The sequence below is a fragment of the Rhodanobacter hydrolyticus genome (assembly GCF_044904645.1).
Map to the genome: position 1 here is coordinate 1,847,695 of NZ_JADIKK010000008.1, position 12,939 is coordinate 1,860,633.

Here is a 12,939-nt window from a genome sequence, read left to right on the forward strand (position 1 = left end):
CAGGATCCTTGCGGCATGCTGCGCCGCAAATATCGGTGTGGAAGGCCCGGGTTTATCATGGGCAGTCCCCCACGGAGAGTTCCCATGGCGCAGCAGTACCCCGATTGGATCTGGCAGAACGGCACGATCAAGCCGTGGGCCGAGGCCACCACCCACGTGATGTCGCATGCGCTGCATTACGGCTCCTCGGTGTTCGAAGGCATCCGCAGCTACGCCACGCCGGACGGCGCGGCGATCTTCCGCCTCACCGACCACCTCACGCGCCTGTTCCACTCGGCGAAGATCTACGACATGGTGCTGCCGTACACGCGCGACCAGATCGCTGCCGCCTGCCGCGACGTGGTGAAGAAGAACGGTCTATCCGCCGCCTACCTGCGGCCGGTGGCATGGCGCGGTCTGGGCGGCTTCGGCCTCTCCGCCGAAACGCCCATCGACGTGGCCGTGGCCGCGTGGCCGATGGGCCCCTACCTCGGGCCGGAAGCGCTGGAGCAGGGCATCACCGCCTGCGTGTCGAGCTGGCAGCGCTTCGCGCCCAACACCATTCCGGCTGGCGCCAAGGCCGGCGGCAACTACCTGTCCGGCCAGCTGATCGCGCGTGAAGCGCGTCGCATGGGCTTCGGCGAAGGCATCGCGCTGGCCTCCACCGGCCTGCTTAGCGAAGGCGCAGGCGAGAACATCTTCCTTGTATTCGACGGCGCGCTGCACACCACGCCGGCCAGCGCCTCCATCCTCACCGGCATCACCCGCCACTCGCTGATCACGCTGGCGCGCGAGGAAGGCATCGAGGTGATCGAGCGCGACCTTCCGCGCGAATACCTCTATCTCGCCGACGAGGTGTTCATGTGCGGCACCGCCGCCGAAGTCACCCCTATTCGCGCGGTCGATGGCAAGCAGGTTGGTGCCGGGCACGCGGGCCCCGTCACCCGTCGCATCCAGGAACTGTTCTTCGGCCTGTTCAACGGCAAGACCCACGACAAGTGGGGTTGGCTGGAGCCGGTTTGATTTTCCGCTCCCCCGGCAGGCCCGGGGGAGCACATTGCAAGCCGCTATCATGTGCGGATGACCGACATCGCCTCCGCTCTTCCCGTCATTCGCCTGAAGTCCGACCGCACGCCCGGCCACCCCTGGGTGTGGTCGGCGCAAGTGCACAAGCCCGAGGGGCGCATTCCGCCGGGCAGCGTGGTGGATGTGGTGGATGCGAAGGACCGCTTCGTCGGCCGCGGCTTCTGGAACGGCCATGCGCGCATCGCGCTGCGCCTGCTCACCGCCGACCCTGCCGAAACCATCGACGCCAGTTGGATCGCCGCACGCATCGGCCGCGCCGTACGGCTGCGCCGCGAGCTGCTGGACCTGGACAAGACCACCGATGCCTGGCGCGTGATCCATAGCGAGGGCGACGGCCTCAGCGGCCTGATCGTGGACCGCTACGCCGACATCCTGGTCGTCGAATACTTCGCCGCCGGCATGTGGAAATTCCGCGATGCGATCCGCGACGCGCTGCTGGCGCATTTCCCCGGCGCGCGCATCTACGGCTTCGCCGAAACACACGTGCAGAAGCAGGAATCCTTCGACTGCCGCACCAGCGAGCCGCCCGCACCGGTGGCGGTGCACGAGCACGGCCTCGCCTTCCACGCCGCGCCCGGCGCGGGCCACAAGACCGGATTCTTCGCCGACCAGCGCGATAACCGCCAGCGCTTTGCGGAACTGGCGCACGGCCGCCGCGTGCTCGACCTGTGCTGCAACGCCGGCGGCTTCGCCGTACACGCGATGGCTTCTGGCGCACGCGAAGCGACAAGCGTGGACATGGACGCCGGCATCCTCGACATCGCCCGCGCCAATGCCGCCGCGAACAAGGTCGCGGTGGATTTCCAGCAGGCCGACATCTTCGACTGGCTGCGCGACGCGGTGGCACGCGGCGAAAAGTACGACGCGGTGATCCTCGATCCCGCCAAGCTCACCCGCGACCGCAACAAGGTGTTCGATGCGCTGAAGAAGTACTTCGCGATGAACCGCCTTGCGCTGGACGTGATCCCGCCCGGCGGCCTGCTGCTCACCTGCTCTTGTACCGGCCTGGTCAGCGAAGCGGATTTCCTCGAGATGTTGCGCCGCGTGGCGATCAACGCCGGCCGCGAGATCCAGATACTCGAAGTGCGCGGTGCCGGCGCCGACCATCCGGTGCGCGCCGACGTGCCGGAGAGCCGCTACCTCAAGGCGGTGTTCTGCCGGGTGGAGTGATACGGAAGCGACGCACTTCCGTACCCGGCGACGGCCATACTCTGCCTTGGACCGGTGGACATACGGCGCGGCTTGCTTCTCCGCAACCGCTTTGCACAAGGCCGCTCCAAACCGGTTGCGGCACGTTGTTCAAGCGATCGGAGCCCGAGAACAAACGTCCACCATGCGAGTGCCTCTGCCCGATGGCATCAGGCAGGTTCATGCCACTTTGCTCACGGCTGCATTCGCTTCCATCCCGTCAGGGGAATATCGCCATTGGGACGCGCCGCGACCTGATAGCTCAGCACGTCGCCGTCCATCGTGTAATGGCGAACTTGCGTCGTCCCTTCCGAGTTGGGATAGGTCGAGCCGACCACGTGGAATGTCAGCGTGTGCGTGGCCGGATCGATCGCCACCGTTCCAAAATGGGAACTGGTCCCCATGATGGCTGCGCGAAATTCTTCGGGCGTGCCCTTGCTTCGATCATTGGCCGCAAACCTTGGGCGCGCGCTGTCAAAAATAAACATCGCGTAGTGCCCGTTGTGATCGACCTGGAATACTCCCTTGGGCGAATCGCCGTAATCATGCCCGCGTGTGCCGTCGGGATGCCGGACATCGGCAAACGCGAGTGTCCAGGTACCTTCGAGGGCCGTGATCGAAGGTTTCATGGTGGCAGCCTCAGAAGCGGCCGCGCTATTCGCCAGTAAAAGCAACGCGCCGATGAGCGCCAGTGTTTTCGATGATTTCATGGGTCCAGATCCTTGTCGGCCTCCGTCAGGGAGGAGTGGTCATGGGCAATGCCGCAGGTATCGGCATCGTCGTTTGCGCGTTGGGCGATCAGGGGCTTCCGCAGCGGACAGGACGACCATGCGACATCCCATGAAAGAGCATCACGTCTGTGGACGACGTAGCCATGCAGCGAAAGCAGATCGACCAAGGGAGACTTCATGCGAAGGGCGGTGCGTGAGAAAGCGACGAGATGGAGGCATCACCGAAGCCGTCGGCATCGGGTGCAAAGCAGGGTAGTGGGGTACCATCTATTTCGAAAATACATGAATAGATATTTCAGTCATTACAAAATCACATGGTGATGGTGTGAAATCTCTCGACCTGGATGCCGTGCGGGCGTTCGTTCTCACGGCCGAGCTGCAAAGCTTCACGCGCGCCGCCGATGCGCTGGGCAGTACCCAATCGGCGGTCAGCCTGAAATTGCGGCGGCTCGAAGAGCAGTTGGGCCGACGCCTGCTGGAACGAACGCCGCGCCAGGTGCGCCTCTCTGCCGAAGGGGCCGCATTCGTCGAATCGGCGCGTCAACTGGTGCAGGCGCATGAGCGCGCCATGGCCTCTTTCGAGGTGAAGCGGCGTCGACTGGTCATCGGCATCAGCCACCAGCTTGTGGGTAGCGAACTGCCAGGCTTGCTCAAGCGGATGAATCAGCACGATCCCAACTTGGTGATCGAGCTTCGCGTGGCTGGTTCACGTGAGGTCATGCAAGGCTACGACGATGGCGTACTGGACGCTGCCCTGGTACTGCAGCCGGAAGAGCAGCGCCGACACGGCGAGGTGCTGTTCGATGAGTCGTTCGCGTGGATTGCCGCCGCGCACTGGGAGCCCCGCGCAGGTCATCCGCTGCCACTCTCCACGCAGGGCGAGACATGCAGCATCCGCATGGCCGCCGTTGCCGCGCTGGATGCCGCCGGCATCGCGTGGACGGAGGTCTTTATCGGCAAAGGCGCGGCACTCGTGGGCGCGGCGGCCAGCATGGGATGGGCCGTTGCCGTCCTGGCGAGAAGGGCGGCCCCTGCGGGCACCATCGATATCGGGAAGGCGCTCTCCTTGCCTGCCCTGCCAACGCAACAAGTCGTGTTGCATTCGGCACTCAACGACCGGCGCTCCCGCCAGGCGCTGGGCACCTTGGCGACGGCCTTCAAGAATTTGTCTGCAGCGTAAACGCCTTCGTCATCGTCTTGATTCGAACCTGGCTCGTTCCTGATCCTTGTTCACACCCATTGCACGTGGGGCATCGGGGTGTGCAACGGCAACATCCCGCCGATTCAGAAGTACGAAGGGCCGTGCGGCGCGTGATTCAAGCGCTGCGGGGGAGCCGCCCTCGCAGCGAAGTCGCATCGAACGGCCCGGGCTCTGCGATCAGCGCGCGCGCTGCGTCCACCTGGCCCCAGGTGTTCCACAGCAGCACGCCGCGCACGCGGTCGCGCTCCAGGTAATACACCACGCCCTCGCGATACGGTTCGCGCCAGTCCTCGACCACCTGCAGGCGGGTGTCGAGCAGGCCGACGGCCTCATAGCCCAGGTCAAACAAGTCCGAGTAGAAAAACGGCAAGGTGTCGTAGTTGCCGGCGATGCCAGCCATCGCACGGCCGGCGTGCCGCCCCATGCTGACGGCGGCGTCCTCGTGTTCCACACGCAGGCGCCGGTCCAGTGCCGGGTTGTAGAAGTTGGCGATGTCGCCGGCTGCCCAGATGTCGGGATCGCTGCTGCGCAGTTGGGTATCCACCACGATGCCGTTGTCCACCTTGAGGGCCGCCTGTTCGGCCAGCGCGATGTTCGGTGTCACGCCGAGACCAGCCACGGCGGCCTCCACCCGCAACAGATTGCCATCGGACAGTTCCAGTTCCACGCCGCCATCGGTGGGCCAGCCGCCAGCCACCCTCACGCCGGGGCGCACGTCCACGCCGCGCTGGCGGTAGTAGTCGCCCAGGTGACGCGCAAGGTCGTCGGGATAGCGGCCCGCGCCGATGTGGGCATCCGGAAATAGCATGCTCACCTTGCAGCCGGCATCGCATAGCGAGGCAGCCAGCTCGGCGCCGATGAAGCCGCCACCGACCACGGCGATGGCCGCGCCAGGCTGGGCAAAACGGCGCAGCGCCTCGTAGTCGTGCAGCGTGCGGAAATGTATGACGCGGTCGCCGCCCTCGAACGGCAGTCGCCGCGGCGTGGCACCGGTCGCAAGCAGCAGGCGACGGTAGTGGTAACCGTCGCCTTGCGTGTCGCGCGCGAGGTGTGCCGCATGGTCCAGCGCCACGATGCGCCGCCCGGCATAGAGCTTCGCGCCGCTGGCCGCGGTGCCCAGGTCGATGTCGGCCACGCGCTTGTCTCCTTTCCACAACGCCTTGGACAACGGCGGTCGCTGGTAAGGCGGCGAGGCCTCTTCGCCGACCATGCCGATGTTCGCCGCCGCGTCGGCCTCGCGGATCGCTTTCGCCGCCGCATCCGCCGCCATGCCGGCACCGACGATCAGGTAGTCGTGCGCGTGTTCCATGACCCGCTTCCCCGCAATGGACCTGGCCATCATGCGCGCCAGCGGCGAATGCGGCGTGAAGTCGCAAGGCCTGCGACGGCAGGCCGTACACTGATGCGTACCGTTCCCCGTGAAATCCGTCATGCCTGTCAGCGAAACCCTGCTCGTCGTCCTCATCGCCGTTGCCCTGCTGTTGCTGGCGCTGCAGATCGTCCTGCTGTTGCGTGGCCGCGGCGATGCCGGTCTGAGCGCGAAGCTCGATGCCTTGAGGGACGACAACGAACGCCTGCAACGCGCATTGCGCGAGGAGCAGCGCAGCGGCCGCGAGGAATTGCAGCAGGGCTTCGAGCGTTTCCGCGGCCATGTCAACGAACAACTGGACGGCATGTCGCGCCAGCAGGCGGAACGTATCGACGGTTTCGGCCAGCGCCTGGGCGCGCTCACCGACGGCACGCGCAGCGGCCTGGAATCGCTTTCGCTGCGGCTCGCCGAGGATGCACGCAAGAGCCGCGAGGAATTGACCGAGGCATTGGGCCGCTTCGGCGAGCAGCAGCAGCAGCGCCTCACCGCTCTGGGTACGCAGCACGAGCAGCGCATGGGCGAAGTGCGCGGCACGCTGGAAGGCCAGCTCAAGACGCTGCGCGAGGACAACGCGCAGCAGTTGGAAAAGATGCGCGCCACGGTGGACGAGAAACTGCAGGCCACGCTGGAGACGCGGCTGGGCCAGTCCTTCCAACTGGTGTCCGAACGGCTTGAGGCCGTGCAGCGCGGGCTGGGCGAAATGCAGAGCCTCGCCACCGGCGTGGGCGACCTCAAGCGTGTGCTGGGCAACGTGAAGACGCGTGGCATCCTCGGTGAGGTGCAGCTCGGCGCCCTGCTCGACCAGTTGCTGACGTCCGAGCAGTACAGGTCGAACATCGCCACCGTGCCGGGCAGCAACGACCGCGTGGAATTCGCCCTGCGCATGCCGGGCGCCGACGCCGAGCATCCGGTGTGGCTGCCGATCGACGCCAAATTTCCGCGCGAGGACTACGAGCGCCTGCTCGATGCGCAGGAGCGCGCCGACGCCGAGGCCGCGGGCCTTGCCGCGCAGGCACTGGAACGCCGCGTGCGCGAGGAGGCGAAAACCATCCGCGAGAAATACGTGGCGCCGCCGCACACCACCGACTTCGCGATCCTGTTCCTGCCTACCGAAGGCCTGTACGCCGAAGTGCTGCGCCGCCCCGGCCTGTTCGAGGCGCTGCAGCGCGAGCACCGCGTCACCGTGGCCGGCCCGACCACGCTCACCGCCATCCTCAACGCGCTGCAGATGGGCTTCCGCACGCTGGCCATCGAGAAGCGCAGCAGCGAGGTATGGCATTTGCTCGGTGCGGTGAAGGGCGAGTTCGGCAAGTTCGGCGACGTGCTGGACAAGGTGAAGAAAAAGCTGGACGAAGCCGGCAAGCACATCGACGCCACTGGCGTGCGTACCCGCGCAATCACGCGCAAGCTGCGCGACGTGGAATCGCTGCCGGAACAGGAGGCGGCCGAACTGCTCGACCATGCGCCAGCCGACGACGACGCGACGGACGAGGATGCATGAAAAAACCGCGGCGCCCGTTGGCCGAACACCGCCTCAGGCTGGACGCGCTGGTCGGCGAAGCGCAGTGGCTATGGAAGGCACTGCCACGGCACCAGCGGCTGATGATTGGCCTGGTGCGCGCGCTGCTTGCGGTGCTGGCCGCCAGCCTGGGTTACTTCGGCGCACGCTCGCTCGGCTTGCAGCAGGGCTACTGGGCGGCGATCACCGCGATCTCGGTGAGCCAGAGCAGCTATATCGACGTGCGCAGTTCATCACGCGACCAGTTCCTCGGCGCGGTGATCGGCGGCTTGATCGGCATGGCCGTGGCCACGCTGGGCCATGACCGCTATCTCACCTACGTGCTGGCGGTAACGATCGGCATGGTGCTGTGCTCGGTCTTCGACCTTGGCGCCGCCGGCCGCATCAGCGGCATCACCACCACGATCATCATGCTGGTGCCGCAGCACGGCGCGTTCTGGCAGATCGCACTGTTCCGTCTCGGCGAAGTGACCTTGGGTGCGACGGCCGCGTTGCTGGTGAGCGCGCTGTTCAATGCGCTGGAGCGGCGCCTGTTCGGCGCGCCGCCGACGACCTGAGCCGCGAAGCCGCTAAAATACGGCTTCACTGATCTCCGGAATCCCCCCATGAGCAAGCACGCAGCCGACGACGGCGTCACCCAGCAGCAGGCCGAGGAAGCCGTGCGCACCCTGCTGCGCTGGGCCGGCGAGGACCCCGCGCGTGAAGGCCTGCTCGACACGCCCAAGCGCGTGGTGAAGGCATACAAGGACTGGTTCTCCGGATATGGCGAGGACCCGGCCGAGTACCTTCGCCGCACCTTCAAGGAAGTCGAGGGCTACGACGAGATGGTGGTGCTGCGCGACATCGAGTTCGAGAGCCATTGCGAGCACCACATGGCGCCCATCATCGGCCGTGCCCACGTCGGCTACCTGCCGACCTGCCGCGTGGTCGGCATCAGCAAGCTGGCGCGCGTGGTGGAAGGCTATGCGCGCCGCTTCCAGGTGCAGGAGAAGCTCACCGCGCAGATTGCCAACTGCATCCAGGAGAACCTGCAGCCGGCCGGCGTGGCAGTGGTGATCGACGCCAGCCACGAATGCATGACCACCCGCGGCGTGCACAAGCGCGGCGTGTCCATGGTCACCAGCCAGATGCTGGGCGCGTTCCGCGACGACGCGCGCACGCGCGCCGAATTCCTGGACTTCATCGGGCTGCACGGCAGCATGCGCCGGTGAGGCGCCGGCTCGCCCTCGCCGCGCTGTGGCTGCTGCCGCTCGCGGCGACCGCGCAGGATTCGCGCGAAGCCTACTTGCGCCAGTTCGACACCGGCGGCAAAGACTGCGTGAACGAGGCCGAATACGTGGCCTACATGAGCCGCGGCTTCGCGCAGATGGATCGCAACCACGACGGCGTGCTGGAACCGGACGAGCTTCCCGGCGGCCACGGCAAGCCGGTGACGCTGCAGGAATGGCAGGCCAATCTGCGCCGCCAGTTCCACCGGCTGGATCGGCACCACAACGGCTGCCTGGACGCGCAAGAACTCACGGCACCGCCGGGCTGACGTCGCGTCGCACACCGAACCGCGGAGCATGACGATGCGTTATCGTTCCGCGTCTGCCGTTGCCGCCCGTGCCATGAACCAGCCCGCCGAACCCACGCCGCACCGTCGCGCCGCCCTCGCCTTCATCTTCGTCACCGTGATGCTGGACATGCTGGCGTTCGGCATCATCATCCCGGTGCTGCCGCATCTGATCGTCGACCTGATCGGCGGCAGCATCGCCAGGGCCGCCGTCTGGGTGGGCGCGTTCGGCGCGCTGTACATGACCATGCAGTTCGTGTTCTCGCCGGTGCAGGGTGCGCTGTCGGACCGCTACGGCCGGCGCACGGTGATCCTGATCTCCAGCCTCGGCCTCGGCGTGGACTTCATTGTGATGGCGCTGGCGCCGGTGCTCTGGCTGCTGTTCCTGGGCCGCGCGGTGTCGGGCGTCTGCGCAGCGAGCTTCTCCACCGCGAATGCCTACATCGCCGACATCGTGCCGAAGGAGAAACGCGCCGCTGCTTTCGGCATGCTGGGCGCGGCGTTCGGCATCGGCTTCATCGTGGGCCCGGCGCTGGGTGGCTTCCTCGGCCATTGGAACCTGCGCCTGCCGTTCTGGGTGGCCGCGTCGCTGTCCCTGGTCAACTTCTGTTACGGCTATTTCGTACTGCCGGAATCGCTGCCGAAGGAACGCCGCACAGCGAGCTTCGACTGGCGCCATGCCAATCCGTTCGGCGCGGTGGTGCTGCTGCGCCGCTACCCGCAGGTGTTCGCGTTGGCCACGGTGTTCTTCCTGATCAACCTCGCGCAGTTCTCGCTCAACTCCACCTATGTGCTGTTCACCGACTACCGCTTCGGCTGGGGCCCGCAGGCGGTGGGCTACACGCTGGGCCTGGTCGGCGTGTGCAGCGGCCTGGTACAGGCAGTGCTGGTGCGCCGGCTGATGCCGAAGCTGGGCGAGCGGCGGATGATCCTGATCGGCCTGTCGCTGTGCGTGCTGGGCTATCTGGCGTTCGGACTGGCGCCCACCGCCTTGCTGTTCCTGCTGGCGATCCCGGTGTTCTGCCTGGGCGGTCTCGCCGGGCCGCCGGCGCAGTCGATGATGACCCACCAGGTCGATCCACACGAGCAGGGACGCCTGCAGGGTGCGCTGACCAGTCTCGCCAGCCTTGCCGGCATCTTCGGCCCGGCGATGTTCGCCAACCTGTTCGCGCTGTTCATCAGCGACCACGCGCCGGTGTCTCACCTGCCGGGCGCGGCCTTCGTGCTGGCGGCGATGCTGCTGGCGGTGGCGACGCTGGTGGCGATCCGCGCCACCCGTCACGTTCCTCAGACGGCACATCCTGATGACGTGTCGCTCGCGAATGTGCAGCCAGCGATGGGTGACGTGCCTACGCCCGGAATACCTTCCCCCCACTCCGCGGAGCAAACCCGATGAGCCTCTCCATGTACCAGGCCAGCGCCCCCGTCTTCGTCCGCGCACTCACCAACCTGCGCCACGTGCTGCAGAAAGGCGAAGCGCATGCCCAGGCAAAGGGCATCACCGATGCCGTATTGCTGCAGACGCGCCTGATCCCCGACATGCTGCCGCTGGTGAAGCAGGTACAGATCGCCTGCGACATGGCCTGCCGCGGCACCGCACGCCTTGCCGGCGAGGAGCCGAAGAGCTTCGAGGACAACGAGACGACGATGGCCGAGATGTACGACCGCATCGATCGCGCCATCGCCTATGTGCAGTCGTTCAAGGCCGAGCAGATCGACGGCAGCGAAGACCGTGCGATCCACCTCAAGATGCGCAACGGCGAACTGGACATGAGCGGCCAGTCCTACCTGCTGCAGTTCATCCAGCCCAATCTGTATTTCCATTGCACTACGGCATACAACCTGTTCCGCGGCATGGGCGTGGAGATCGGGAAGACCGACTTCGTCGGGGCGATTTAAAGGTGGCGAAGGGTCGCCACTGAGCCACGCGACCACCCCTCTCCCCGTCGGGGTGAGGGGTGGGTGCTCACGACAACCTTTCACCTTCGCAATCCGGCTCGCCTGCGGCGGCCTTTCGATCGCCCGCCGGCGCTCGAGTCACTTCTCTTTGCCGGCCCACGCCACTGCAGGAGCAGTGGCGAACGGCGAAGCCGACCCGAAGCGCGGAGGGCAGGATGCCCGGAGTCAAGAGAAGTAACCCAGAGAAACGGCCCGACTCAATCCGTCGGAATTACGAGCAGGCTGTTTCGAAGACGTTGGAACCACATCTCGCGACACGCCCACTACCGCCGCCACACCGCGCCGTATCTGGAAGTTGAGGGAGCGAATCTTTTGGTGTCCTGCTTTTCGCGTTGTTTCTGCGCGCAGGAACGCACCACTGCTCTACTGGGGCCTTTGGCCAGCGGCGATGCGTGGACGATCAGGCCGCACAACGGGCGTCGCCGCGGTGCGGCCTCTCTTTTGGCTACTTTCTCTGGCCACGCAGAGGAAGTAACTCGCGCCGCGACAACGGCACGAGGCCGCTTTGTTCCTTGCGAAGGCCCACAAGCAAAAAGCCCTCCCTCCCGCAAGCGGACGAGGAGAAATGCGCGCCCTCGAAAAGAGAAAGGAGCAATCCCGCGCGAATCTGCGAAAATCCACACCGTTGCCCCAGTGAAAAATCCCCACCGCTGATGCTGCGCCTAACCGACATCAAGCTCTCGCTGGATCACTCCGCGGAAGCCCTGCCCGCCGCGATCCGCGCGAAGCTCGGCATCGCGCCCGAGGCCCTGCGCGGCTTCACCGTATTCCGCCGCGGCTACGACGCTCGCAAGCGTGGCGCAATCACCCTGATCTACACGCTCGACGTGGACGTGTCCGGCGAAGCTGCGCTGCTGGCACGGCATGCCGACGACCGCCATGTGCAGCCCACGCCGGACACCAGCTACAGGTTCGTGGCGCAGGCGCCCGCGAAGCTGGAGCACCGGCCGATCGTGATCGGTTTCGGCCCCTGCGGCATCTTCGCCGCGCTGATCCTCGCGCAATCGGGTTTCCGCCCCATCGTGCTGGAGCGCGGCAAGGCGGTGCGCGAGCGCACCAAGGACACCTGGGACCTGTGGCGCAAGCGCAACCTGCATCCGGATTCCAACGTGCAGTTCGGCGAAGGTGGCGCTGGCACGTTCTCGGACGGCAAGCTGCATAGCCAGATCCGCGACACGCAACACCACGGCCGCAAGGTGCTGGCCGAATTCGTGAAGGCCGGCGCGCCGGAAGAGATCCTCTACGTCAGCAAGCCGCACATCGGCACGTTCCGGCTGGTGACGATGGTGGAAAACATGCGCGGCACCATCGAAGCGCTGGGCGGCGAGATCCGCTTCGACCAGCGCGTCGACGACCTCGCGGTGGAAACCGATGCGCACGGCGAGCGCCACGTGCGCGGCGTGCGGCTCGCCGACGGCAGCGAGTTGCGCAGCGACCACGTGGTGCTGGCGCTGGGCCACAGTGCGCGCGACACCTTCGAGATGCTGCACGCGCGCGGCGTGTACGTGGAGGCGAAGCCGTTTTCCATCGGTTTCCGCGTCGAGCACCCGCAATCGCTGATCGACCAGGCGCGCTTCGGCCCGCAGGCCGGCCATCCTGTCCTCGGCGCGGCGGATTACAAGCTGGTGCATCACGGCAAGGACGGCCGCTCGGTGTACAGCTTCTGCATGTGCCCCGGCGGCACCGTGGTGGCGGCCACCAGCGAACCGGGCCGCGTGGTCACCAACGGCATGAGCCAGTATTCGCGCAACGAGCGCAATGCCAACGCGGCACTGGTGTGCGACATCCGGGCCGCCGACTACGCGCCCTACGGCGAAGGTCCGCTGGCCGGCATCGCGCTGCAGCGGCACTGGGAAGCCCATGCCTTCCAGATGGGCGGCGGCGACTACAGCGCACCAGGGCAGCGCGTGGGCGACTTCCTCGCCGGCAAGGCATCGCGCGCCTTCGGCGACGTGCTGCCCTCGTACAAGCCGGGCGTGCATCTCACCGATCTTTCCACCGCGCTGCCCGATTACGCGGTGGCGGCGATCCGCGCGGCGATTCCCGCCTTCGACCGCCAGATCCGCGGCTACGCGTTGCCCGATGCCATGCTCACCGGCGTGGAAACGCGCACCTCCTCGCCCGTGCGCATCCGCCGCAACGACGACGACCTGCAGAGCCTCAACACCCGTGGTCTGTATCCGGCCGGCGAAGGCGCGGGCTACGCAGGCGGGATTCTTTCCGCGGCGGTGGATGGAATACGCGTGGCGGAAGCGGTGGCGGTTTCGATCGCCAAAAAATAAGCGAAAACACGGTAGGTGCGCACCCTGTGCGCGATTGCTTTTGCTCTGATCGAAGCGCAAGGCAATCGCG

13 protein-coding genes are annotated in these 12,939 nt (G+C 66.3%); 10 read left to right on the top strand and 3 right to left on the bottom strand.

Annotation, left to right across the window (positions count from 1 at the left end):
• Window positions 1-84: 84 nt before the first annotated feature.
• Both ISP25_RS10935 and ISP25_RS10940 read left to right on the top strand, forming a co-directional pair.
• Window positions 85-1,002 (top strand): branched-chain amino acid transaminase, encoded by a 918-nt coding sequence (locus ISP25_RS10935; protein ID WP_192158719.1) that lies wholly within the window; start codon window positions 85-87, stop codon window positions 1,000-1,002.
• Window positions 1,003-1,059: 57 nt separating this feature from the next.
• The gene (locus tag ISP25_RS10940; RefSeq protein WP_404613841.1) at window positions 1,060-2,235 is read left to right on the top strand and encodes a class I SAM-dependent rRNA methyltransferase; all 1,176 of its coding nucleotides are present in this window, start codon (window positions 1,060-1,062) and stop codon (window positions 2,233-2,235) included.
• Window positions 2,236-2,447: 212 nt separating this feature from the next.
• Here the strand turns inward: ISP25_RS10940 and ISP25_RS10945 are convergent, their stop codons facing one another.
• On the bottom strand, window positions 2,448-2,963 hold the full coding sequence (locus tag ISP25_RS10945) for a lipocalin-like domain-containing protein (protein ID WP_404613843.1): 516 nt from the start codon (window positions 2,961-2,963) through the stop codon (window positions 2,448-2,450).
• The gene (locus ISP25_RS10950; RefSeq protein WP_404613845.1) at window positions 2,960-3,151 is read right to left on the bottom strand and encodes a hypothetical protein; all 192 of its coding nucleotides are present in this window, start codon (window positions 3,149-3,151) and stop codon (window positions 2,960-2,962) included. The genes ISP25_RS10945 and ISP25_RS10950 overlap by 4 nt, the downstream gene beginning before the upstream one ends.
• Window positions 3,152-3,309: 158 nt before the next feature.
• Here ISP25_RS10950 and ISP25_RS10955 point away from each other — a divergent pair, with 158 nt between their 5' ends.
• Window positions 3,310-4,164, top strand: a complete 855-nt coding sequence (locus ISP25_RS10955; protein ID WP_404613847.1) for a LysR family transcriptional regulator — start codon at window positions 3,310-3,312, stop codon at window positions 4,162-4,164.
• A gap of 136 nt (window positions 4,165-4,300) precedes the next feature.
• Here the strand turns inward: ISP25_RS10955 and ISP25_RS10960 are convergent, their stop codons facing one another.
• Entirely contained in the window at window positions 4,301-5,494 is a 1,194-nt protein-coding gene (locus ISP25_RS10960) for an NAD(P)/FAD-dependent oxidoreductase (RefSeq protein ID WP_404613849.1), read from the bottom strand.
• 121 nt (window positions 5,495-5,615) lie between these two features.
• On the opposite strand from ISP25_RS10960, the gene rmuC reads away from it, so the two are divergent.
• From rmuC to ISP25_RS10995, 7 genes are all read left to right on the top strand, one after another.
• Window positions 5,616-7,055: a DNA recombination protein RmuC gene (gene rmuC, locus ISP25_RS10965; protein WP_404613851.1), complete on the top strand. Its 1,440-nt coding sequence runs from the start codon at window positions 5,616-5,618 to the stop codon at window positions 7,053-7,055.
• Window positions 7,052-7,630, top strand: coding sequence for an FUSC family protein (locus tag ISP25_RS10970; RefSeq protein ID WP_404613853.1), 579 nt, complete (start codon window positions 7,052-7,054; stop codon window positions 7,628-7,630). Before rmuC ends, ISP25_RS10970 begins: the two co-directional genes overlap by 4 nt.
• Window positions 7,631-7,678: 48 nt before the next feature.
• The gene (gene folE, locus ISP25_RS10975) at window positions 7,679-8,284 is read left to right on the top strand and encodes a GTP cyclohydrolase I FolE (RefSeq protein WP_404613855.1); all 606 of its coding nucleotides are present in this window, start codon (window positions 7,679-7,681) and stop codon (window positions 8,282-8,284) included.
• Window positions 8,281-8,610 (top strand): EF-hand domain-containing protein, encoded by a 330-nt coding sequence (locus ISP25_RS10980; RefSeq protein WP_404613857.1) that lies wholly within the window; start codon window positions 8,281-8,283, stop codon window positions 8,608-8,610. The genes folE and ISP25_RS10980 overlap by 4 nt, the downstream gene beginning before the upstream one ends.
• Window positions 8,611-8,644: 34 nt before the next feature.
• Window positions 8,645-10,024: a TCR/Tet family MFS transporter gene (locus tag ISP25_RS10985; protein WP_404613859.1), complete on the top strand. Its 1,380-nt coding sequence runs from the start codon at window positions 8,645-8,647 to the stop codon at window positions 10,022-10,024.
• Complete coding sequence (locus tag ISP25_RS10990) at window positions 10,021-10,527, top strand: DUF1993 domain-containing protein (RefSeq protein ID WP_192158701.1); 507 nt, start codon at window positions 10,021-10,023, stop codon at window positions 10,525-10,527. Before ISP25_RS10985 ends, ISP25_RS10990 begins: the two co-directional genes overlap by 4 nt.
• Window positions 10,528-11,240: 713 nt before the next feature.
• Window positions 11,241-12,869, top strand: coding sequence for an NAD(P)/FAD-dependent oxidoreductase (locus ISP25_RS10995; RefSeq protein WP_404613861.1), 1,629 nt, complete (start codon window positions 11,241-11,243; stop codon window positions 12,867-12,869).
• Window positions 12,870-12,939 lie beyond the last annotated feature (70 nt).

Coding starts and splice junctions, on each gene's coding strand:
- ISP25_RS10935 (WP_192158719.1), top strand. CDS start 85: ATGGCGCAGCAGTACCCCGATTGGATCTGGCAGAACGGCACGATCAAG.
- ISP25_RS10940 (WP_404613841.1), top strand. CDS start 1,060: ATGACCGACATCGCCTCCGCTCTTCCCGTCATTCGCCTGAAGTCCGAC.
- ISP25_RS10945 (WP_404613843.1), bottom strand. CDS start 2,963: ATGAAATCATCGAAAACACTGGCGCTCATCGGCGCGTTGCTTTTACTG.
- ISP25_RS10960 (WP_404613849.1), bottom strand. CDS start 5,494: ATGGAACACGCGCACGACTACCTGATCGTCGGTGCCGGCATGGCGGCG.
- rmuC (WP_404613851.1), top strand. CDS start 5,616: ATGCCTGTCAGCGAAACCCTGCTCGTCGTCCTCATCGCCGTTGCCCTG.
- ISP25_RS10970 (WP_404613853.1), top strand. CDS start 7,052: ATGAAAAAACCGCGGCGCCCGTTGGCCGAACACCGCCTCAGGCTGGAC.
- folE (WP_404613855.1), top strand. CDS start 7,679: ATGAGCAAGCACGCAGCCGACGACGGCGTCACCCAGCAGCAGGCCGAG.
- ISP25_RS10985 (WP_404613859.1), top strand. CDS start 8,645: ATGCGTTATCGTTCCGCGTCTGCCGTTGCCGCCCGTGCCATGAACCAG.
- ISP25_RS10990 (WP_192158701.1), top strand. CDS start 10,021: ATGAGCCTCTCCATGTACCAGGCCAGCGCCCCCGTCTTCGTCCGCGCA.
- ISP25_RS10995 (WP_404613861.1), top strand. CDS start 11,241: ATGCTGCGCCTAACCGACATCAAGCTCTCGCTGGATCACTCCGCGGAA.